Here is a 22,227-nt window from a genome sequence, read left to right as displayed (position 1 = left end):
CTGGCGTAGGGATATCGTCTAAAAACTTTTCATTCCGATTTTCGAGGAGGATGCGGATGGGTGCAGAAAAAGAATATAAGCAGGAGCCTGCAAAAGAAATTAATTTTGTACAAGTAACGGAAAGCAAATCCTTTAAAAAGCTGATGCATGATCGGAAAAAATTTATTGTACCGTTAACAATCTTTTTCATGGTATTTTATTTCTTACTACCGGTTTTAACCTCATATACAACTTTTTTAAACACACCGGTAATCGGTGATATTTCCTGGGTATGGTTGTTTGCGTTAGCTCAGTTTATCATGACGTGGGTTTTATGCACAGTCTATGTAAAAAAAGCAGCGGTCTTTGATAAACAGGCGGATGAAATTATAAAAGAGATGGAAGAAGGAGGAGAAGAACAATGAGTGCAACAGTTATTATCCTCTTTCTTGCTATTGTTTTATTAACTTTAGTTATCACTTTTTTTGCTGCTAAAAAGACGCAGACAGCAGGGGATTTTTATACTGCCGGCGGAGGACTCACCGGGCTGCAGAACGGTCTGGCGATTGCGGGTGACTATTTATCAGCAGCATCTTTTCTGGGAATTGCAGGTGCCATTGCACTATTTGGTTTTGACGGTTTTTTCTACAGTATCGGATTTTTGATTGCCTATTTAGTTGTTCTGTTCCTTGTAGCTGAACCGTTGCGTAACCTCGGTAAATATACACTGGCTGATATGATTAATTCCCGTTTTGATGCGCGAAAGGTTCGGGGAGCGGCTGCACTGAATACGATAACAATCAGTACGTTTTATATGATTGCCCAGCTTGTAGGAGCAGGAGCCTTGATACAGTTATTATTTGGCATTAAATATTGGATGGCGGTGCTGATTGTTGGTGTGATGATGACAATTTACGTTTTGTTTGGCGGGATGATTGCGACGAGCTGGGTACAAATTGTAAAAGCTGTTCTTCTGATGGCTGGAATGGTCATTATGACATTTCTCGTCTTATTAAAATTTAATTTTAATATTGGACAAATGTTTACGGACGTTAAAACTGTTACTGCTCATGGAGAAGCATATTTAATGCCTGGACTGCAGTATACAGAACCACTCGGAACCATATCGCTTATGTTAGCTTTAGTACTTGGGACGGCAGGATTACCGCACATTCTAATGCGTTTTTTCACTGTCCGGGATGCAAAAACAGCAAGAAGCTCTGTTGTTATCGCAACATGGGTGATTGGAATATTTTATGTACTGACATTATTCTTAGGTTTTGGTGCAGCAGCATTTGTAGGCCATGATACTATCATTGCGGCAAATCCGGGCGGCAATATGGCTGCACCATTGCTTGCGCAGGCTGTTGGTGGAGACATCCTGTTTGCTTTTATCTCAGCAGTTGCTTTTGCAACGATCTTAGCTGTAGTGGCAGGACTTGTGCTTTCTGGTGCTTCGGCATTTGCCCATGATTTATATGGTCAAATTATTAAAAGAGGAAATGTGACAGAGAGGGAACAAGTGAAAGCTGCACGCTACGCATCATTGGCTGTGTCTGTTTTGTCCATTGTTTTAGCGTTATTTGCCCAATATTTAAACGTAGCATTCCTTGTTTCGCTGGCCTTTTGTATTGCGGCAAGTGCCAATTTACCGGTTATTATTTACACAGTTTATTGGAAAAGGTTCAATACTGCAGGGGCAGTAACAGCGATGCTGACAGGATTATTATCCGCATTAATTCTTGTATCGATTAGTCCGAGTGTTTTCTCGCCAATCGAAGGTGCAGCATTATTTGTAGGGGAGCCAATTTTCCCTCTAACCAATCCGGCACTTGTATCCGTACCTCTGGGATTCCTGGGCGGATATTTAGGAACACTTTTATCGAAGGAAAAGGATATAAAACGTTATGCAGAGGTGAAGGTGAAGGCAAATACGGGTTACAAAAGCAGTGGTGTGAGTCACTAGAGAAAGCAAAGAAAAATGTCTGCAGAGATTTGTCTGCAGGCATTTTTGTATGTAATTTTTTAGCGATTTAAATGAAGTATCGTATTAGTTGATTTCACGCTTTATTAGTTAACAATAACTCCATTGTATAGCCTCATGATAAAACATACAATAAAGAAGAGAGGAGAGTTCCTATGAGAATGAACATTGGCCCTATTATTACGGAAAAAAGAAAAGAGAAAAAGATTACGCAGCAGGAGCTGGCAGATTTTATTGGTGTTTCCAAGGCTTCTGTTTCCAAATGGGAGACAGGGCAAACATATCCGGATATCACCTCTCTTCCCATGCTTGCTGCATATTTTAATGTAAGTATTGATTCCTTGCTGGGATATGAATCACAGCTGGATCCAAAAGAGATTCAGCATATATATGCTTCATTAAAGGGTGCCTTTGAAACAAAGCCGGCAGAGGATGTCTTAGTTTCCATCAGAAGTTTTATCCGCAGATATTATTCCTGCTATCCATTTATACTGCAAATGGGGCTGCTTATCATGAATCATATTGACCGCCTTCCCGGAGAAGACGGGGAGGAAAAAAATCAACGCTATATGAACGAGGCAAAGGATTTATTTGTTCATGTCCGTACACAGGCAAAAGATCCAGAACTGATTACAAAGGCTTTTAAGCTGGAAGCCTATTCATTATTTACGTTAAAAGAGGCAGACCAGGTTTTAGAAATTCTTGGTGAATATCCTCCTGGTATTTTTCCTGTGGAAAGCTTAATTTCAGGAGCCTTCCAAATGAAAGGAGAGACAGATCGGGCAATTGGAACGCTTCAAAGTGCATTATTTCAGTACGTTATTATCGTAATGAGTGCATTTACAAATTATTTGCAGCTATTAATAGAATCACCTGATAAATTTAAAGAGACTGTTCAAAGAGGAAAAGCAATTGCAGATACCTTTGAACTCGCTCCGTTACATCCGGTGGCTTTGATGAATTTTCAATTATCAGCTGCTTTTGGTTATGCACAAATAAAAGAGGGGCATGCGGCACTCTCTATGCTGGAGGAATTTACAGAGGTAATAAAGGAAATCAGCTTCCCGGTAGTTCTTCATGGTGACGATTATTTTGATCAAGTAGATGACTGGTTTAATAATCTGGATATCGGCAATCAGATGCCAAGAGACTCTATGCTGGTAAAAGAAAATTTTATAAGTGCAGTTGTAGATAATCCTTTATTTTTAAATTTACAGGAAAAAGAAAGATTTCAGCAGATAAATATGCAGTTAAAGCGCCTGTTGGAAAGTGAGGAAGGAAAATGAATGGTATTTCATTTTTAATGGATCATTTACCACTATTAATACCGCTGATTATACTGCAATTTACGCTGATGATTACAGCACTGGTTCATGTGATAAAGCATCCAAATTACCGGTTCGGCACGAAAGGTATGTGGATTTTTATTGTTGTGATTCTACAACTCATTGGTCCTGTTTTTTATTTCGTGTTTGGGAAAGGAGATAATGAATGAATATTATAGAGGTAAAGAATGTTTCTAAAAGCTTTGGCTCCAAGCAGGTTCTGGACGGACTTCATTTAGGCGTTCCCACTGGTTCCATATTCGGCTTTGTAGGAGGAAATGGGGCAGGTAAAACAACGACGATGAAGCTGATTTTAGGACTTGAGGAAACGACAAGAGGAGATATATTTGTCGGAGGAGAAAAAGTAACCTTTGGAAACACAAAAACGAACCGAATCACAGGTTATTTATCAGATGTTCCAGAATTTTATCCGTACATGTCTGCAGAAGAATATTTAACATTCTGTGGTGAAATCACCGGATTAAAAAAAGCAGAACAAAAACAGAGAATAAAAGAAACTCTGGCACTGGTAGGTCTGGAAGGAAATAAAAAGAGAATTAAGGGCTTTTCCAGAGGAATGAAACAGCGGTTAGGTATTGCGCAGGCAATGTTAAATAATCCGGAATTACTTATTTGTGATGAGCCGACTTCTGCGTTAGACCCTGAGGGAAGAAATGAATTCTTAGAACTCCTGGCATCTTTAAAAGGGAAAATGACCATTTTATTTTCTACTCATATTTTAGGAGATGTGGAGCGTATCTGCGATTATGTAGGAATTTTAGATGAAGGAAAGCTGAAGGTAAGTTCATCGATAGAAGAGTTGAAGCAAACCTATGCGAAACCGCAAATAGAATTATTTTTTGATGAAGTGGCAAATTTTTCTGCTCTTACTGCAGAGCTTAATGCTTTAAAAGAGCAAGGAGTCATTACAGAGGTTGAGAAGACAAACAAACGGAATCAGGTTATTATTTCTTATAATAAAGATTATGCAGAGACAGCTGCAGCGCTTTTAGAAAGCTTGATAGCTAAAAAAACGATGCCGATTTCTTTAAGGAAAATGAATCCTTCTCTGGAATCTATCTTTTTGGAGGTGATTCAATGAAAAATATCTATTACTTTTCCAAAAAGGAATTTTTAGAAAGCTGGCGTACATCCAAATTATTTATATTAATGATTTTTTTTCTTATTTTAGGCATTATGAATCCGTTGATAGCGATATTAACACCGGATATTATCGAGATGAGCTTTGGGGATGCACTGCCGGTGAATATCCCGGAACCGTCCTCTCTGGATTCCTGGGGGCAATTTTATCAAAGCATGACCCAAATGGGGTTAATCGTGATTACGCTTTTGTTCAGTGGAACAATGAGTGGGGAAGTAAGCAAAGGTACGCTGGTTAATCTTGTTACAAAAGGATTAAAGCGATCTACTGTCGTGATTAGTAAAAGTATTTATTTAATTCTTCAATGGACTCTTTGTATGTTTTTAGCATTTTTTGTGACCTGGGTCTATACGCTTTATTATTTTACGGATGATAACAGCCCGCATGTTTTTCTGGCAGTTCTTCCATTATGGATCTTTGGAATCTTATTAGTAACAGCGATACTTTTAACCTCTACCATCTCCAGAAACAGTTATGAGGGCTTGTTGCTGACAGGAGGGTTTGTGGTCCTTTTATTTATCGTGAATATCTTTGATAAATTAAAACATTATAATCCCATTACACTTACTAGTGAAAATATTAACTTCCTGCAGGGGATTTCCAGCTTAGGCAATTATATGCCTGCAATGCTTATTTCTATTTCCTTATCTTTGTTATTTCTCTATCTATCGATTTTTATTTTAAACAAAAAGAAACTGTAGCCGCTTTGGGCAGGGAGGAACAATATTGCTCCTCCTTACTCCAGGTATCACTTTATAATAATTTTAAACATTGTGCCTTTTCCAACCTCACTTTTCATCTCTACCCTGCCGCCATGCGCCTGAATAATATCCCTTGAAATAGCTAATCCAAGACCTGTACCGCGTGATGTTGTATTGGTGCCCCGGTAATAACGGTCAAAAATTTGTGCCTGTTCTTCTTTTTTTATTCCTCTTCCATTATCACGGATAATAATGCTGTTTTCTGCTACTTCTACTGTCACTTTTACATCATCATCATTATGGATTAAGGCATTTAAAATAAAATTTAATAAAGCTCTTTTCATTAAATGCTGGTCAATCTCCCAGGTTAACTCAGGTGCATTACTGCTAAAGTCAATTTCATGTGTTTGAAATTGCGGATCATTCAATAAATCAATAATTATTTTTCTGACAAAGCCTTCTATCCGGGTTTCCTGAAGATTAAGTGACATATCCTGGTTTCTGAGGCGCATGGTCAGATTAAAATCATCCAGCAACTCTTTCATATAAAGCGATTGGCGTTCAATAACCCCGGCATATTCCAATCTTTCCTCTGGAGAAATTTCGTCATTGCGCAGCAGTTCCGCATAACCGCGGATGGATGCGAGCGGTGTTTTAATATCATGAGAAACATTGCTGATCCATTCATTGCGCATTTGCTCCAGCTTTTGTCGTTCATTTTCATGTGCCTGCAAGGTTTCAGATACATCATTTAAGTTGGCGAATACACGCTTAAAGACTCCGGGCCGTTTCATCTTTTTTGGCTGAAACTTTCTTTCCTTCAGTTCGCTGATCCGTTCGATTATCCGCGAGACAGGCTTTGTCAGCACAGTACTGAACAGAAATCCGACAATAAAAGCGATAATTAAGTCAACGATAACAATTGCGCCTAAGAACTGGGAAGCATACGTGAATACCTGCTGCGGATCCGCCATAATGATTGTCCGTTGCTGCTTGGAATCTGGAACGCCGACAATATAGCTGTAGCCCTCATATTCTCCAATAAAATATGTGTTCAAATCATTATCCATATATTTGTATTTATGAACTAATTCTACAGGTGTATAATGTGTGGCAGCACTTTCTGGTGCGTATTCATCCGAGATAACATTCCCATTTTCATCCAATATCTGCAGCCAGGCTCCAAAGCGGGTCAGTGCATCCTTTCCTTTTTCTGAGACAACAGGAACACCGTCTTCGATTGACAAATTATAATAAAAGGCGCGGGTAAAGTTTTCCCCTGTGTCATGTATAATATCTTCTGGATCTTCATTATGCTGGGAAAGCAATAACGCAATCAGAATAACTGTATTAACAATACTGACGATAAAGACAATACTAAGAATGGAAATAAGATAGCGGATGGTCAGTTTCCATTTCATGATGTATTTGCTCCTTTTTCAAATTCAAAAAATATATAACTCCTTAACTGTGCGGGATATAAAGTTTTATGGATTAAAACGATATCCCAGTCCTTTTACAGTAACAATATAAGCAGGGGCTGACGGGTTTTCTTCAATTTTTTCCCGCAGTCTGCGGATATGCACCATTAAAGTGTTATCAGCTCCATAAAATTCTTCGCCCCATACGGTTTCAAATAACGTTTCCTTGCTTAAAATATGCTTTGGATTGCGCATAAAGCAGGCCATTAACCCTACCTCTTTAGCTGTCAGCTCTAAGACCTCCCCATCCTTGCTTATTTCCGTTTCATCCCCGTTGATTGTAAAGACACCGATATTTTTATCTGCTTTTGCTGGTGCATGAGAGCTTGCTGCTTCCATAGTGTAAATGCCCGCCCGGCGCAACTGGGCTTTGACACGGTAAGCCATCTCTTTTGGACTGAATGGTTTGGTAATATAGTCATCACCGCCGATAGCAAGTCCGAGTATTTTATCTATTTCGTCTGATTTAGCGGACAAAAACAGGATTGGAATACGAGATGTTTCACGGATTTTCCGGCATAAATCATACCCCTCCCCATCTGGGAGCATGACATCTAATATTGCCAAATCCGGCTCAAATTTAGTAAATTGCAGCCATCCTTCTTTGATTGAGCCAGCTGTGGCAATTTCCGTCATCCCCTCTTTTTGAAGCGCTGTTTTCATTAATTGACATAAATCCTGTTCATCATCAACAATTAATATTTTTGGCTTTTCCATATAAAGTCCACACCTTTCTTGTTTTATGTATAGTGAATTCGTTTTTATTATTGGCTAAAAAGTTGAATTATTACTATCTTAACAGGAAATCATCAACTATGAGTGTGATTTAAACATTTTGTAAGGTTGTATTGATGGCTGTTTAAGGATGGGGGGCTATAGTAAAGATATAGAAAGTTTACAGCATATATAAAGAGGTGCATAAATAATGGAGCATTTATTAAAAGTAAATGATGTAGAAAAAATATATGGAAAAGGCGCTAATTCATTTCAAGCGCTAAAAGATATTTCCTTTACCATTGATCATGGAGAATTTGTTGGTGTTATGGGGCCTTCTGGCGCAGGGAAATCGACGCTTCTCAATGTATTAGCAACCATCGATACTCCGACAAAAGGTGATATTTATGTGGAAGAAGACAATATCGCTAAGATGAAAGAGGATAAATTAGCAGATTTCCGCCGGGATCATCTAGGATTTATTTTCCAGGATTATAATTTATTAGATTCTTTAACAGTGCGGGAAAATATCCTGCTGCCATTAGCAATTGCTAAACAGCCGGCGAAGGAAATTGAAGAAAAGGTAAACACTATTTCCAGGACCTTTGGTATAGAGGATTTATTGGATAAGTATCCTTATCAAATTTCTGGCGGTCAAAAGCAGCGTACGGCTTCCTGCCGAGCACTGGTATCGAACCCAAAGATCATTTTTGCAGATGAGCCGACAGGTGCCCTTGATTCCAAATCAGCTACAGATTTATTAGAAAGCTTAAGCGGTCTGAATAAAGAGCATGAAACAACAATTATGATGGTAACTCATGATGCTTATGCAGCGAGCTTTTGCAGGCGTATCCTGTTTATAAAAGATGGAGGTCTTTCGCAGGAGCTTATCCGCGGAACGTGCACAAGGAAGGAATTTTTCCAGATGATATTAGATGAATTGGCAGAAGTAGGCGGTGACGGGAATGACCTTGTTTGAGTTAGCATTAAAAAATATTCGCAGAAATATGAAGAGCTATGGATTATATATCGGCTCCACGATTTTCTCAATTATTATTTATTTTACCTTTGCGATGTTAAAGCATAGTGATGATATCAGCGGATTAGCAGAGACATCGAAACAAATGCAGGCGGTAATGAGCGCTTCAGCCTTTGTACTGATGATTTTTGTTGCAATTTTTATTCTGTACTCTAATTCCTTTTTTATGAAAAAAAGAAAGAAAGAAGTTGCTCTCTATTCTTTACTTGGTGTACGCAAACGGTCTATCGGTTTTTTACTATTCTTTGAGAATATCGTAATCGGACTGGTTGCTTTAGTGGTGGGTGTGGGTTTAGGCTTCTTGTTGTCTCAAGCTTTATTATCCCTTTTATTAAAGTTAATGGGATTATCTCTTTCTGTCGGTTTTGCATTTTCGATGCAGGCAGTTATTGAGACAGTGATTGTTTTCTTCCTTATTTTCTTAGTTACTTCTCTGCTTGGCTATCGAGTTATTTATAAGTTTAAACTGATTGATTTATTCCATGCTGAGAAACAAGGAGAAGCGCAGCCGAAAGCGCGCGTCGTCTCAGCAATAATTGGAGTAATTGCTTTAGCTGCTGCTTACTGGCTGGCTCTGCAGGACTTAATGACTTCTTCTGTCTGGCGGATATTTGGCTTGGCGATGCCGCTTGTAATTATTGGCTTGACAGTTTTAGGATCATATCTATTATTTAGCAGTGTTCTTGTTTATGTTTTAAATCTATTGAAGAAAAGCAAAAGTTGGGCTTGGAAAGGGCTTAATCTAATGACATCTTCCCAGCTTCTTTATCGGATTCGCGGGAACGCAAAAACATTAACGATTATCGCAACATTAAGTGCAACAACTATTACAGCAGGCGGAGCGATATTCGGTACGTATTATAATACAGAAAAAAGTGTGGAAGAAAATATACCTTTCTCCTTTATGTGGGAAGGGGAGGAACAAGATATAGATACGGAAATAGTTGAAGATGCTGTCAGCTTTGAAGCAAAGGATATTGTTGTACCAGGAGAAACTTATGATCAGTCCTATTATGTCATTGATGAAGAAACATTTATGAAATTGACAGAAGCGCTTGGCTGGGATGTTGGAAACGTAGATTTGGAACAAGATGAGGCAGTGATGATTGACCCTTATTTTGATGAACGGTGGAAGGATAAAGTCGGCACAGTTGAAATAGATGATGACGAAAAAACAGTGGACCAGTTTTATGAAAAACCATTGTTTAATGCTCCTACCTTACCGGGAACAGTCTTAGTTGTTGATGATGCGTCTTTTCAAGAATTGGATGGAGAAAATGCCATTTATCAGGCAGTACAGACTGCCAACTATAAGGATCATTTAGAACTTTCTAAAGAGCTGGAAGCTAAAACAGAAAGATTCTCCAGTGCAGTGCAAAGCTATCAGGATTCCATTGAGGCTTCCGGTGCGATGTTATTTGTCGGCAGCTTTTTAGGATTAGTATTTTTAGTGGCTACTGGCAGTATTATCTTCTTTAAAATGATGACAGAAGCAGAAGAAGATAAGGATAAGTATGCTGTTTTATATAAAATTGGTGTTTCTAAAAAGGAAATGAAAAAAACAATCCGTTATCAGGTCGGTCTCATTTTTCTGGCACCGCTAATATTGGGATTAACACATGGGACAGTTGCCTTGATGGCATTTTCTAATCTATTGCAAATGAACCTGTGGGAGCCGGTTATTATTTGGATGGCGGCTTATACAATGATTTATATTTTATACTACGTGATCACAGTCAGGGGATTTAATAAAACAATCACTCAGACTGTCACACAGGAGGGGTAAAATGAAGAAAATAGTAGCTTTGGTGGTTGGTGTAGTAGTCTTATTTGTGGCTGCTGTAGTTGTTTTGATGACAGTAGACTTTAACAGAGCAGGAAAAGACAATGTTTATGTGCAGGTTGGTGAACGAGTAAGCGCAGAAGAAGATAAGCTGGATACAGGGGAGATAATGAACACTTATTGGTATGAGCAGCCTGCTTATACAGAAAATGGAGAAGAAATTCAAGTTAGATTCTCTGCACAAAAAGAATTGCGTCAAGGAGCATATCTCATGCTCTATGTGAATAAGGATGATGAAGTTTCTTCGTATGATGAAGTGAAAGAAGAGGAATTGCCGGCTGCTGTGAAAGAAGCGTTGTAGTTCGGCAGAGAGGAGTCTTATAAGGTATAAAGTATTTTTATACCTTATAAGACTTTTTATATTTTCCGGTATACCCGTTCTTTACTTCACTAAAGAAAGCCTTTATGCTTAAGAATAGATAAAGAAAGCGGGTTTAAAGGAGAAGATTTTATATGAAACCTAAAATCCAGGATGTTGCGAAGGTAGCTGGAGTTTCCCCAACAACGGTTTCCCGTGTATTAAATGACAGAGGATATATCAGCAGTAAAACGAAAGAAAAAGTGTTTGAAGCAATGAAGGAAATCAATTATGTCCCCAATGACCTTGCGCGTTCCTTGTATAACAAGCGCAGTTACTTAATCGGTGTGATTGTTCCTTCCACCAGCAATCCCTTTTTTGGAGAATTAGTTGCCTATATTGAAAATATTTGTGATGAAAGAGGCTATAAAGTTCTGCTCTGTAATAGTCTTCATGAAGCAGATAAAGAGAAGAAATATTGGGAAATGCTGCGTCGCAATCAGGTGGATGGTGTAATTGTGGTTACTTATAATCGCGGATTGATAGATAAGAAACAGCAATTTCCTGCAGTTGCAATTGACCATTATTTAGCAGAGAATATTCATGTTGTCAGCTCAGACAACTTTCAAGGGGGAGAAATGGCGAGCAGAGAGCTGATAAAAGCAGGATGCAAAAAAATTATTCATATTAATGGAGATGCCAGCTTGGAAACACCGGCAAATAATAGACAATACGCATATGAAAAAGTGATGCAGGAGGCTGGAAGAACTGCGGAAACCTATCATATTCCTGATGTTGCCTTTTTAGAGAGTAATATTGATATCATCAAACAGCTTTTCAAGGAGCGTCCAGATGTAGATGGTATTTTTGCAAGTGATGATTTGCTGGCTGTCCGTACAATGCAGTATGCTGAAAGTCTGGGTTATCGTGTACCGCAGGATTTAAAAATTATCGGTTATGATGGGACAAGTCTAATCCGTTCCATTTATCCTAAGTTAACGACGATTATTCAGCCTACATATCAAATCGCGGAAAATGCTGTAGAGACATTGATTCAGGAGATTGATGGGAAAACGCATGATACGAAAGAAAAAACATTCCCGGTTTCCCTTTGGAAAGGAGAAACAACAGGGGGATAAAAGTGAAAGAATATTTCTCAATCTACTTTTAGAAAAAATAAAAAAGCAACGCAGTAAGAAAAATCTGCTATAATAATCAAACATATAACAGAGATAGGAGTGTTATCCAAGATGATAGGAGCAATTGAAGCAGGTGGAACAAAGTTTGTATGTGCAGTAGGGAATCCGGACGGCACTATATTAGATCGAACTGCTTTCCCAACAACAACACCGGAAGAGACATTAGCAAAAGTGGAGGAATTCTTTTCGAAGCATAAAATTGAAAAATTAGGAGTAGGAGCTTTCGGGCCAATCAATTTGCGTGCAGGCAGTGATAATTATGGTGCGATTGAAAATACGCCTAAAATTCCTTGGCGTTACTATCCGCTTATGGAAGAGCTTGAAAAACGCTTTAATGTCCCTGTAGCAATCAATACAGATGTTGTTGTTGCTAGTATGGGAGAATATGAATATGGTATTGGAAAAGATGTCTCGAGCTGTCTTTACATAACAGTAGGTACAGGTATCGGAGCAGGTCTTGTTCAAGATGGGAAGCCATTCCAGGGGAAAAACCATTCAGAAATGGGACATGTTTTATTAAAAAAACATCCAGAAGATACATTTGAAGGAGCATGCCCAAGTCATGGCACGTGTTTAGAGGGGCTGGCTGCAGGACCGGCAATTGAAGCCCGTTATGGCCGAAAAGGAGCAGACTTGGCTGATCAGGATCATGTCTGGGAAATAGAAGCGTATTATCTTGCGCAGGCAATAATGGACTATTTTGTTATACTTTCACCAGAAAAAATCATTCTCGGTGGAGGAGTGATGAAACAGGAAAAGCTCTACCCAATGATTCGTGAAAAATTTATGGAATTATTGAATGGCTACATTGAAGTGGAAAATGTAGATGAATTAATTGTTGCTCCAGGATTGAATGATGAACAGGGTGTCAAGGGCTGTATTGCTCTGGCAGTAAAACAATAATTTTAGTGGAGATGAATCAAAGGCTGAGAGTATTGCCGGATTCATCTTTTTTTAATTGTCAGGAGATTATTAAACTATTTATAAAAAAGCTGTACCCACATTTGAATGATAGATTCTTATTTTGAAAGAGGACTAGAGGAGGGAATAGAAAAGCTGTCAAAAAAAGCAATCAAAAAGTGAGCAGCTTCTTCACAGAAGTTTCACATTTCTATTACTTAAAAATAATTTATGAAAATTTATGTCAACCGGTTGACATATTTACTGAAATATAAGATGATAGTACATAGAAATTACTGATACCGTTTTCAATGGTTTTCATAAATATAAGATAATTTTAAGAGAGGGAGATTTTAATGTCATATCAAGAAAAACATAGACCACAGCTTCATTTCACACCAAAGGAAAACTGGATTAATGACCCGAACGGCCTTGTTTACTATGAAGGAGAGTATCATTTATTTTATCAGCGCAACCCGAATGCTAATGATCATGCAGATATGCACTGGGGACACGCAACAAGCACAGACCTGTACCATTGGGAAGAACATGGGATTGCTTTAGCTCCAGATGAATTAGGAACGATATTCTCCGGATCAGCAGTCGTAGATAAAAATAATACAAGTGGCTTGTTTGAAAACGGTTCCGGAGGATTGGTCGCAATATTTACACATGATGGCGAGAGTCAGCAGCAAAGTATCGCCTACAGTAAAGATAAAGGAAGAACTTGGACAAAGTATGAAGGGAACCCAGTTATTCCAAATACAAAAATAAAGGATTTTCGTGATCCAAAGGTTTCCTGGCATGAAGACAGTGAGCAATGGGTAATGGTATTAGCGTGTGGAGACCATATTCAGTTTTATGGTTCACCTAATTTAATTGATTGGACATATCTATCGTCATTTGGAAAAGAATATCCTTCCCATATCGGTGTTTGGGAATGTCCAGACCTGCTTTATTTACCGGTAGAGAACAGCTCTAAAAAGGAATGGGTTCTTATTGTAAGCATTAATGATGATGGGCCTAATGGAGGTTCGGCAGTTTATTACTTTACGGGAAGCTTTGATGGAAAAGAATTTCATCCGAATGAAAAATCGGAGGATGCCTTAAAATGGGCAGACACAGGAAAAGACTTTTACGCGGCAGTCAGCTGGGATAATACAGAAGACATGTACTGGATTGGCTGGATGAATAATTGGCAGTACGCAGGGGTTGTTCCTGTATCTCCTTGGCGCAGTGCAATGAGTCTGGTGCGGAAGATGTCTTTAAATGAAGTAGGTGGAGATCTTTTCTTAAAGCAAGAACCGATTATCACAGATAACAATAAAGAAGTAATATCTTATCAGAATATAGACATTCAGACGGATACAACAAAAAGCTATGGAATTAGTGATACTGGACAAGTAAATCTACAGATTTCTAAAACGTCAGCCAGCACGAAATGGGGCATGAAATTTGTTACAGATCAAGATGAAGTATTCTGTTTAGAACTCAATAAAGCAGAAGACACCTATACGCTCTACCGTACTGAAGGATTAACCGACTTTTCAGAGGATTTTCCGGAAGAAATAAAAGGCAGCTTACATGGCTTGGATGTTCAGGAGCTGCAAGCGATTATTGATAGATCATCCGTAGAGATATTTTTAAATAAAGGATTGAGCGTATCTACAAATCTGATTTATCCAAAAGGAACAGTAGTGCAACTGGAAATATTCACTGTAAATGAAGCATTGCAGATAGAAAATATAACATGTACAAACCTGAATTCTATTTGGAAATAATATCGGCTGGGTAGTGGAGTAAAACTGCTCCTCCCCCAGTATATAAAGAAAGGATCTTATAGAAATGGATTTTTTAAAGAACAGTAAGTATTGGTTTTCATCCGGTTATCTCTTTTTCTTCTTTATTACGTGGTCTATCTGGTGGTCCTTCTATGCAATTTGGCTGAATAACAGTCTTGGATTGACTGGCGCACAGGTAGGGACAATTTATTCGTTCAACTCATTCTTTTCTTTATTCTTTATGATTCTTTATGGGTATATGCAGGATAAGTTGGGCACGAAGAAAAATCTGGTCTGGTTACAGAGTGTGGTACTGGTTTTTATCGCACCATTTGTTGTTTATGTATATGAACCTTTACTTTTAAATAATTTTTATGTTGGTGCAGCGGTCGGCGCTATCTATTTAGGAGCAGGCTTTATTGCCGGGGCAGGATTTTTGGAATCCTTTACTGAAAAACTGAGCCGTAAATACGATTTTGAATTTGGGAAAGCACGGATGTGGGGTTCCTTAGGCTATGCTGTTGCTGCCATCGGTGCAGGAGCATTAATGAGCATTAACCCGCATATTAATTTCTGGATTGCATCAGGAACAGGAGTTATCTTTCTTTTAATTAACGTATTTTTTAAGGTGGAAGTTTCCAAAACGGAAGAAAAAAGTGTTTCTAATATATCTATGAAAGATATCCGCTTTTTATTTTCAAATAAGGTATTCTGGTTTTTAATTATATATCTGTTTGGAACAGTATGTATTTATACAGTGTATGACCAGCAGCTCTTCCCAGTATACTTTGTAAGCTTGTTCTCCGGAGCTGGTGCCGATGGTAATACAGTTTATGGAATCTTAAACTCCGCACAAGTATTTGTGGAGGCCATCTTCTTATTTCTGGCACCATTTATCGTTAACAAGGTCGGAATTAAGCGTTCTCTTGTATTGGCAGGAAGTATCATGGCATTCCGTATCATTGGTTCAGCAATGGTCACAGGCGGATTTGGTATTTCATTTATGAAAATGCTTCACGCAGTTGAATTACCAATCCTATTGATTGCAGTGTTTAAATATATCGCTGCGAACTTTGATGTACGGCTATCTGCAACCGTTTATCTAATTGGATTTAAGGTATCGAGTGAAATTGGTGTTATTGTTTTTTCTGCATTAGTTGGCTGGATTTATGACCAGACCAGCTATGAGACAACATTTTATATTCTGGGTGCGATTGTAGTATTATTTGTTATCTTCTCGATTTTTGCATTGAATAACAATAATAAAGAACAAAAATTAGATGAGCATGAATTTGCGATGGCAAAAGATTAAATAAAAAGCGATGAACTGATTGCGCAGTTCATTGCTTTTTTCTATGCAGAAAAATGCATCTGCCGGAAGAACACAGGAATAATATTTGGCATTTAAAATTTTTTTGTAGAAAAAGAAGGAGTTTACGAATAAAAGGCGAAATTAACTATTTGGAAGGGTTTTCAAAATTAAAAAGAAATCATTTAAGTGTTGTTCTCTTTGAAGAACTTTTTTTATAAAGCAATACATTATAACGTTATGATTTAAAGTGAGCAGCATATATTATGAAGGGGTGAAGACATTTGGATATTTTGTTTAAGGGTGATGTGGAAAATCTGCGCTCAGGAATTGAGGAATTACAGGATGCTTTTGGATTTACTGTTGCGGAAAAAGGAGGAACAAAGCTGACGGGCAAGCAGGATAATCATGTCAAAGGGTTAATCGTAGAATTTGATAAAGGAGCCGGAACAATTACCTATCAGCAGCCATGTCATTTTTTCAGAGCGCTGGGTTTAGTTTTAGAAGAGTTAAACAAAGGAAATAAACAGATTAGTATTCAGGAGGAGATGCAGTTTTCCAGTGTAGGACCTATGTTTGATCTATCGCGTAATATGACAATGAAGCTGTCTACTTTAAAGGATTTTATCCGGAAATTAGCGGTGATGGGTCATAATGCAGCTATGCTGTATATGGAGGATACATATGAAGTAGAAGAAGAGCCTTATTTTGGTTATATGCGCGGGCGCTATAGTGAAGAGGAGCTGCGGGAGCTGGATGATTATGCAAATCAATTTGGAATAGAGCTGATTCCTTGTATTCAGACTTTGGCACATTTAGAGGAGTTTCTCAAATGGGATGCAGCTTATAAATATAAGGATACGCGGGGGGCTTTATTATTAGAGAGTGACGATACGTATAATTTATTGGACCGTATGATTGCTGCAGCAACAAAGCCTTTCCGGAGCAATCGTATTCATATCGGCATGGATGAAGCGGAAGAGGTAGGGCGTGGCAGATATTTAAATATCAATGGGTTTAAAAACCGCTTTGATTTAATGAAGGCACATTTGGATAAGATTGTGGAGATAACTGATAAATATCATCTGCATGCTGTAATGTGGAGTGATATGTTTTTAAAACTGGCTTCCGAAACGGGGGACAGCTATGACAAAACGACTGACTTACCAGAGTATATTGTTAATCAGCTGCCAGATAATGTGCAATATATGTATTGGCAGTATGCTCAAGCAGATAAAGAGCATTATAAGCGAATGCTGCAGCAATTGAAGCGTTTTGGCAGTACGCCGGCATTTGCTGGCGGCATGTGGGTGTGGAATACATTTGCCCCTAACTATCAAATTTCCCTGACTGCCAGTGAACCTGCACTTACTGTCTGCAAGCAGGAGGGCATTGAAGATGTTTTTGTGACACTTTGGGGAGATGATGGCTATGAGAACAATGTATACAATGCTCTTTATGGACTGCAATATTATGCTGAACATGCCTATCATCCAGAAATAGATGTAAATCATGTAAAGGAACGTGCTCTGTTTTGTACCGGAATTGATCCAGATGCACTTTTGACGTTGAATAAAATGGATCAGCCGCCGGGTGTGGACAAAGGGAATACATTGCAGACCAATCCTTCTAAATTCTTATTATGGCAGGATGTGCTGCTGGGCTTATTTGATAAGCATGTTGAAAAGATGGACGTAGGTGTGTTTTATGAGCAGCTCGCGGAGGAAATCAGACAATATAATCAGCAGACCCCGGGTGGTTTCTTTGATGTGCCGGAAAAGCTTTGTCGGGTCCTTGCGAAAAAAGGAAATTTAGGTGTCGAATTGAAAGCAGCTTATGATGCAGCCGATAGAGAAAAACTGCAGGATATTGCCGGGAGAGTTATACCAGAGGTAATAGAGCGTGTGAAGACACTTCAAGCTGCTCATCGAAAGCAATGGCTATGCTTAAACAAACCTTTTGGCTGGGAAGTAATTGATATCCGTTATGGAGGATTATTACAGCGGTTAGATACAGCTTGTGTACGAATCAATGAGTATATAAAGGGCGATGTGGATGAAATTGATGAGCTGGAGCAAGAGAGATTATATTACTCTCCAAATGTAGAGGAATCCAGCGGCTTAGGCTGGTGCAGTTATTATTACCGGATGGCTTCACCTAATGTATTCTTCCATGTACTGCCAATTTATTAAAAAGTCAAAATTACTCTAATTTTAGCTATGAGTATTTCAATAAGGAGGAAATCAGATGGATAATCAGTATACAGAAGTGCTTGTCGGCTGTTATGGAGAAGGTGGTTCAGCATGTATTCATTGGTTAAAAATACATGCTGAATCTGGTGAAATTGAACGTTTGGGAGAGAGGAACGGTATTGTTAATCCATCCTTTTTAGCGAAGCATCCGGTAAAAAATCGGGTGTATGCGGTCAGTGAAGTGGAAGATGGAGAAGTGGTCTGCTATGAACTGGATGATGAAAATCATCGTCTGAAAGAAGAAGGGCGTTTACCGACGCATGGTGGACCGTGTTACGCGGAGGTAAGTGACTGCGGAAATTATTTATTTGTCAGCAATTATTCAAGAGCCGGCGTTGTTGTTTATGCTTTGGATGAAAAGGGAGATCTGCAGAAAGAGGTGGAATATATTGATTTCACCTCTGCAAATAATCAAGACTCTCATATACATACAGTCCGGCAAATTCCAAAGACTTCTTTTGTTATCATGACAGATATTGGCGAAAGTAGATTATATATTTATCAATGGGATGAAAAGCAGATGCGTCTGTTTCCATCCCAAAGCATTACAATACCAGAAAAAGCCGGACCAAGGCATATCGCTTTTCATCCTGATATGCCAGTGCTGTATGTTGCCAATGAATATCAATCAAGTGTATTGGTATATCAGTATGTTGATCGGGCAGCTTCTATACAGTGCATTCAGGAAATTGAAACAGTAAATAATTTGAAGAATTATGGTGCAGAAATTCAATACTTTGATGGTAAAGTGATTACCTCTAATAGAGGATCAGATTCATTGACTCTTTTTCATGTGAGAGAAAATGGCAGATTGGAAAAAGAGATCTCTATTCCTGTAAGTGGAGAATGGCCCAGACATTTTTGTAGTAATCAATTGATAAATAATCAATTATTTGTTTGTAATCAGAATAGTAACAATATAACAGTCCTCCATCAAAAGAACGATACATATTCAATAACAAATGATACATTTATCATTCAAAAACCTGTGTGCATCATTGGTGTATAACTATTAAGATATCCTTTGATAAATTGATGTTAAAGCGTTTAGAGCTGGTTCTACAAAAAGAGACAAAAAATTTATCTTAATCATTATAATGTTATGTTGACACTTTGATAAAATAGTGATACTATTTTGAATAAGCAAAATAATATGCATCTAAGATTATTAATTTGAAAAAGGAGTGGTAGATTAAAAAGTGAAATATAGAAGGTATCTGATTGTAAAAGAAACTTCTATTAAAGCCGGCCGCAACTTACGGTGAACATAGAAGCCACCGCATTATGCGGGATCTCGTTTTACATTTTTTCTACTTAAAAAGGGGGTTCATTATGTTAAAGAAATTGTTTTTCTTAATAGCAACTCTTGTTTTTGTAAGCGCTTTATATGCATGCAGCAATGATGATGGCAGTGACAGCGATGGTAAAGAAGGAGAAGCAGCAAGCGGTGATAACGTCAATGCGGAAGGATTCCCGATTGTTGATGAAGAATTAGAGCTCACCTTCTTTGCGAACAAGCCCGCACAGAATGAAGGCAATGACTGGAATGATATTTTAATTTGGAATGAATACAGAGATCTAACAAATATTGATGTGAATTGGAATCTGGTTAGTCCTGATGCTTTAGAGGAAAATCGAAACTTAGCATTAGGAAGCGGAGACCTGCCGGATGCTTTCTTTTTAGCACAGCTGACGAATACAGATTTATTACGTTATGGTTCCCAAGGTTCTTTTTTAGCATTAAATGACTTAATCGATGAATATGCACCAAATTTAAAAGCACTTATGGAAACTGACCCGACAATTGAAAAAGCAATTACTTTCCCGGATGGCAATATTTATTCTATGCCGGCATTGATTGAAGAGGATTTCCTTTCTTTACGGCTGAGTGCAAGACCTTGGGTTAATGAGGAATGGCTGAATGAGCTGGATATGGATATTCCGGAAACAACTGGCGAATTCTATGAATACTTAAAAGCTGTAAAAGAACTTGACCCAGCAGGAAATGGATCAACAATTCCTTATGGCGGAACAGCAATTGTTGAGCTTGTTCAATGGCTTTCCGGATCATTTGGAGTAATGAATCATGGCCCATCAAATACAAACCTGGACTTAGATCCAAATGATGAATCACAAGTCCGTTACTATGCAACAACAGATGAATATAGAGAAATGATGGAATATATTAATATGCTTTATGAAGAAGGATTAATTGATCAGAGTATTTTTACGATTGAGTGGGGACAATTCCTTGCAAATGCATCAGATAATCTGTATGGAAGTATGATTTTCTATGATCCAATTGAGTTATTTGGAGACGAAATAGGGTCTCAGTATAATAGTTTAGCAGCTTTAGAAGGTCCAGACGGACACCAGTCTTATAATAAGCTTTCGTCCTCTGTATGGGATCCTTCTAACCTGGTTATTTCGAGTGATAACCCGAATCCAGAGGCAACTGTACGATGGATGGATTATTTCTACGGTGATGAAGGTGCAGAGCTTTACTATATGGGAGTCGAAGGGGAAACATTTGAAGTGGAAGATGGAGAAGCTGTTTATAGCGATCATATCTTAAATCCAGAAGGAGATATGACATTTGAACAAGCAATTGCCCAGGATTTAACATGGCTTGGTTCTATCAGCGGAATTATTAAAGAAGATTACTTCCAAGGTGGAGAAACAGCACCACAATCATTGGCAGCCGCTGAAAAAATCGAACCGCAGGTAATTGATGAGGTATGGCCAAGATTTACTTTCACAGATGAAGAAAACCGTATTCTTCAATCGACAGGTGAAGATATTAACAAGTATGTTGAAGAAATGCGCGACAAATTTATTACAGGCGATGAAGATTTAGATGGCTGGGATAACTATGTCCAAACGATTGAGCAGATGGGAATGGAAGAATTACTGGAGGTTTACCAGGCTGCATACGATCGTTATCAATCTAACTAAATTGTAGATAATTCGTTTCGCGGGGCGAGAGATCAGCATGTGTTCCTTAAAAGCATCCCGCTAAATATCACATCGAGAGGGCAGTATATCTCATGCCCTCTCTTTTTTAAGAGAATAAGAAAGTATAAAATGCTGAGGATAGCCCGCGGAAACTGACTGCACGTAGCGGACCTCTCCACGGCAAGAACACCAGTATTTTAAAGACCAAGTGATTTTCTTGGTTTTTCTAAAGGAAATAATAGGAAAGCAGATATGTGATACAACATGAGTATGGGTTACATAAGACATGAAAACAGGATTTTGCTGCGATGATGTTCATAACCTGGTTGCAGTATTCCATATGAAGAAGGAGGTCTACTGAAAGATGGCAAAAGACCAATCCATACAAAGGGGTAAAAGGGCCACAATCAAGAAGAGTTTTCAGCGTAACTGGCAGCTTTACCTTTTCATGATGCCAGTCTTTTTGTACTTTTTTATATTTCATTATATTCCGATGTACGGCGTGCAGATTGCCTTTAAAGATTATTTTGCGACACTTGGTATCTGGGGAAGTGAATGGGTAGGATTTGAACATTTTGAGCGTTTCTTCAGCTCCTATTATTTTTGGAGGCTGCTCAAAAATACAATCATTTTAAACCTGTATATGCTTGTATTGTTCCCGCTGCCGATTATTTTAGCTCTGGCATTTAATGAACTCAGAAATGGTGCATTTAAAAAATGGACACAGACTTTAACTTACGCACCACATTTTATTTCTGTTGTAGTAGTTGTTGGAATGCTTGTAGCTTTTCTGGATCCAAATACGGGTTTAATAAACCACTTACTGCGTGCACTTGGGGTAGATTCAATTCCATTTTTAACAAGCCCAGACTGGTTCCGCCATATCTTTGTATGGTCAGGCCAATGGCAGACACTTGGATGGAGTACGATTATTTATCTGGCTGCGCTGGCAGGTGTAAATCCGGAACTGCATGAAGCTGCAAAAGTAGATGGTGCAACGCGCATGCAGAGAATTTTGAGAATTAATATTCCAAGTATTATGCCGACAATTGTGATTCTATTTATTTTAAATATCGGGAATTTCATGCAAATTGGTTTTGAAAAAGTGCTCTTGATGCAGAATACACTAAACTCAGAGACTTCTGATGTTATTCAGACCTTTGTGTATGAGACAGGTATATTGGAAGGTCAATACAGCTTTGCTGCTGCTGTAGGATTATTTGAATCAGCTATTAATATTGTCCTTTTAATTACCGTAAACCAAATTGCACGTAAAGTCAGTGAGAACAGCCTATGGTAGGGAAG

At 38.4% G+C, this 22,227-nt stretch carries 19 protein-coding genes; 17 read left to right on the top strand and 2 right to left on the bottom strand.

The genetic code is table 11. The features are described 5' to 3' along the window. The first annotated feature begins 50 nt into the window (after window positions 1-50). The 6 genes from MHH51_RS21405 to MHH51_RS21380 all read left to right on the top strand — a co-directional run bounded on the left by MHH51_RS21405 (window position 51) and on the right by MHH51_RS21380 (window position 5,151). Window positions 51-404 (top strand): DUF485 domain-containing protein, encoded by a 354-nt coding sequence (locus tag MHH51_RS21405; RefSeq protein ID WP_339283499.1) that lies wholly within the window; start codon window positions 51-53, stop codon window positions 402-404. Further along, entirely contained in the window at window positions 401-1,945 is a 1,545-nt protein-coding gene (locus MHH51_RS21400) for a sodium/solute symporter (protein WP_147211705.1), read from the top strand. Before MHH51_RS21405 ends, MHH51_RS21400 begins: the two co-directional genes overlap by 4 nt. Before the next feature lie 173 nt (window positions 1,946-2,118). Then, on the top strand, window positions 2,119-3,249 hold the full coding sequence (locus MHH51_RS21395; protein WP_339283497.1) for a helix-turn-helix transcriptional regulator: 1,131 nt from the start codon (window positions 2,119-2,121) through the stop codon (window positions 3,247-3,249). After that, the gene (locus MHH51_RS21390) at window positions 3,246-3,458 is read left to right on the top strand and encodes a PLD nuclease N-terminal domain-containing protein (protein ID WP_147211707.1); all 213 of its coding nucleotides are present in this window, start codon (window positions 3,246-3,248) and stop codon (window positions 3,456-3,458) included. Before MHH51_RS21395 ends, MHH51_RS21390 begins: the two co-directional genes overlap by 4 nt. After that, entirely contained in the window at window positions 3,455-4,390 is a 936-nt protein-coding gene (locus MHH51_RS21385; RefSeq protein WP_339283496.1) for an ABC transporter ATP-binding protein, read from the top strand. The genes MHH51_RS21390 and MHH51_RS21385 overlap by 4 nt, the downstream gene beginning before the upstream one ends. Continuing rightward, on the top strand, window positions 4,387-5,151 hold the full coding sequence (locus MHH51_RS21380; RefSeq protein WP_339283495.1) for an ABC transporter permease subunit: 765 nt from the start codon (window positions 4,387-4,389) through the stop codon (window positions 5,149-5,151). Before MHH51_RS21385 ends, MHH51_RS21380 begins: the two co-directional genes overlap by 4 nt. Before the next feature lie 47 nt (window positions 5,152-5,198). Here MHH51_RS21380 and MHH51_RS21375 read toward each other — a convergent pair whose 3' ends face one another. Both MHH51_RS21375 and MHH51_RS21370 read right to left on the bottom strand, forming a co-directional pair. Then, complete coding sequence (locus tag MHH51_RS21375) at window positions 5,199-6,572, bottom strand: HAMP domain-containing sensor histidine kinase (protein WP_339283494.1); 1,374 nt, start codon at window positions 6,570-6,572, stop codon at window positions 5,199-5,201. A gap of 66 nt (window positions 6,573-6,638) precedes the next feature. Beyond that, window positions 6,639-7,349, bottom strand: a complete 711-nt coding sequence (locus MHH51_RS21370) for a response regulator transcription factor (protein ID WP_147211711.1) — start codon at window positions 7,347-7,349, stop codon at window positions 6,639-6,641. A gap of 208 nt (window positions 7,350-7,557) precedes the next feature. Between MHH51_RS21370 and MHH51_RS21365 the strand changes: the two genes are divergently transcribed. The 11 genes from MHH51_RS21365 (at window position 7,558) to MHH51_RS21315 (ending at window position 22,222) form a co-directional block, all read left to right on the top strand. Then, a complete protein-coding gene (locus tag MHH51_RS21365) occupies window positions 7,558-8,325 on the top strand; it encodes an ABC transporter ATP-binding protein (RefSeq protein WP_147211712.1) in 768 nt (255 codons plus the stop codon). Next, a complete protein-coding gene (locus tag MHH51_RS21360; protein WP_339283493.1) occupies window positions 8,312-10,171 on the top strand; it encodes an ABC transporter permease in 1,860 nt (619 codons plus the stop codon). Before MHH51_RS21365 ends, MHH51_RS21360 begins: the two co-directional genes overlap by 14 nt. A gap of 1 nt (window position 10,172) precedes the next feature. Further along, window positions 10,173-10,529 carry a YxeA family protein gene (locus MHH51_RS21355; RefSeq protein ID WP_339283492.1) on the top strand — a complete coding sequence of 119 codons (357 nt, stop codon included), beginning with the start codon at window positions 10,173-10,175 and terminating at the stop codon, window positions 10,527-10,529. A 152-nt stretch (window positions 10,530-10,681) separates the two neighbouring features. Further along, entirely contained in the window at window positions 10,682-11,665 is a 984-nt protein-coding gene (locus MHH51_RS21350; RefSeq protein WP_339283491.1) for a LacI family DNA-binding transcriptional regulator, read from the top strand. A gap of 111 nt (window positions 11,666-11,776) precedes the next feature. Then, the gene (locus MHH51_RS21345) at window positions 11,777-12,628 is read left to right on the top strand and encodes an ROK family protein (RefSeq protein ID WP_147211716.1); all 852 of its coding nucleotides are present in this window, start codon (window positions 11,777-11,779) and stop codon (window positions 12,626-12,628) included. A 353-nt stretch (window positions 12,629-12,981) separates the two neighbouring features. Further along, on the top strand, window positions 12,982-14,406 hold the full coding sequence (locus MHH51_RS21340) for a glycoside hydrolase family 32 protein (protein ID WP_339283490.1): 1,425 nt from the start codon (window positions 12,982-12,984) through the stop codon (window positions 14,404-14,406). A 64-nt stretch (window positions 14,407-14,470) separates the two neighbouring features. Further along, a complete protein-coding gene (locus MHH51_RS21335) occupies window positions 14,471-15,718 on the top strand; it encodes an oligosaccharide MFS transporter (protein WP_147211718.1) in 1,248 nt (415 codons plus the stop codon). A gap of 281 nt (window positions 15,719-15,999) precedes the next feature. Next, on the top strand, window positions 16,000-17,907 hold the full coding sequence (locus MHH51_RS21330) for a beta-N-acetylhexosaminidase (protein ID WP_339283489.1): 1,908 nt from the start codon (window positions 16,000-16,002) through the stop codon (window positions 17,905-17,907). 55 nt (window positions 17,908-17,962) lie between these two features. Further along, window positions 17,963-18,976, top strand: coding sequence for a beta-propeller fold lactonase family protein (locus tag MHH51_RS21325; protein ID WP_147211720.1), 1,014 nt, complete (start codon window positions 17,963-17,965; stop codon window positions 18,974-18,976). A 323-nt stretch (window positions 18,977-19,299) separates the two neighbouring features. Continuing rightward, on the top strand, window positions 19,300-20,922 hold the full coding sequence (locus tag MHH51_RS21320) for an extracellular solute-binding protein (RefSeq protein ID WP_339283488.1): 1,623 nt from the start codon (window positions 19,300-19,302) through the stop codon (window positions 20,920-20,922). Between the two features lie 364 nt (window positions 20,923-21,286). Next, window positions 21,287-22,222, top strand: a complete 936-nt coding sequence (locus MHH51_RS21315; protein ID WP_156985245.1) for an ABC transporter permease subunit — start codon at window positions 21,287-21,289, stop codon at window positions 22,220-22,222. Window positions 22,223-22,227 lie beyond the last annotated feature (5 nt).

This window comes from Oceanobacillus sp. FSL K6-3682, assembly GCF_037976165.1.
GTDB classification, from domain to species: Bacteria; Bacillota; Bacilli; order Bacillales; family Amphibacillaceae; genus Oceanobacillus; species Oceanobacillus sojae.
Note: the sequence above shows the minus strand (reverse complement) of the source record. Positions and strands in the feature narration are given on the sequence as shown.

Excerpts from the sequence above, each read along its gene's own strand:
- MHH51_RS21355 (WP_339283492.1), top strand. The coding sequence starts at position 10,173 with ATGAAGAAAATAGTAGCTTTGGTGGTTGGTGTAGTAGTCTTATTTGTG.
- MHH51_RS21335 (WP_147211718.1), top strand. The coding sequence starts at position 14,471 with ATGGATTTTTTAAAGAACAGTAAGTATTGGTTTTCATCCGGTTATCTC.
- MHH51_RS21340 (WP_339283490.1), top strand. The coding sequence starts at position 12,982 with ATGTCATATCAAGAAAAACATAGACCACAGCTTCATTTCACACCAAAG.
- MHH51_RS21315 (WP_156985245.1), top strand. The coding sequence starts at position 21,287 with ATGGCAAAAGACCAATCCATACAAAGGGGTAAAAGGGCCACAATCAAG.
- MHH51_RS21405 (WP_339283499.1), top strand. The coding sequence starts at position 51 with ATGCGGATGGGTGCAGAAAAAGAATATAAGCAGGAGCCTGCAAAAGAA.
- MHH51_RS21390 (WP_147211707.1), top strand. The coding sequence starts at position 3,246 with ATGAATGGTATTTCATTTTTAATGGATCATTTACCACTATTAATACCG.
- MHH51_RS21370 (WP_147211711.1), bottom strand. The coding sequence starts at position 7,349 with ATGGAAAAGCCAAAAATATTAATTGTTGATGATGAACAGGATTTATGT.
- MHH51_RS21350 (WP_339283491.1), top strand. The coding sequence starts at position 10,682 with ATGAAACCTAAAATCCAGGATGTTGCGAAGGTAGCTGGAGTTTCCCCA.
- MHH51_RS21325 (WP_147211720.1), top strand. The coding sequence starts at position 17,963 with ATGGATAATCAGTATACAGAAGTGCTTGTCGGCTGTTATGGAGAAGGT.
- MHH51_RS21395 (WP_339283497.1), top strand. The coding sequence starts at position 2,119 with ATGAGAATGAACATTGGCCCTATTATTACGGAAAAAAGAAAAGAGAAA.
- MHH51_RS21375 (WP_339283494.1), bottom strand. The coding sequence starts at position 6,572 with ATGAAATGGAAACTGACCATCCGCTATCTTATTTCCATTCTTAGTATT.
- MHH51_RS21320 (WP_339283488.1), top strand. The coding sequence starts at position 19,300 with ATGTTAAAGAAATTGTTTTTCTTAATAGCAACTCTTGTTTTTGTAAGC.
- MHH51_RS21365 (WP_147211712.1), top strand. The coding sequence starts at position 7,558 with ATGGAGCATTTATTAAAAGTAAATGATGTAGAAAAAATATATGGAAAA.
- MHH51_RS21400 (WP_147211705.1), top strand. The coding sequence starts at position 401 with ATGAGTGCAACAGTTATTATCCTCTTTCTTGCTATTGTTTTATTAACT.
- MHH51_RS21380 (WP_339283495.1), top strand. The coding sequence starts at position 4,387 with ATGAAAAATATCTATTACTTTTCCAAAAAGGAATTTTTAGAAAGCTGG.
- MHH51_RS21360 (WP_339283493.1), top strand. The coding sequence starts at position 8,312 with ATGACCTTGTTTGAGTTAGCATTAAAAAATATTCGCAGAAATATGAAG.
- MHH51_RS21385 (WP_339283496.1), top strand. The coding sequence starts at position 3,455 with ATGAATATTATAGAGGTAAAGAATGTTTCTAAAAGCTTTGGCTCCAAG.
- MHH51_RS21345 (WP_147211716.1), top strand. The coding sequence starts at position 11,777 with ATGATAGGAGCAATTGAAGCAGGTGGAACAAAGTTTGTATGTGCAGTA.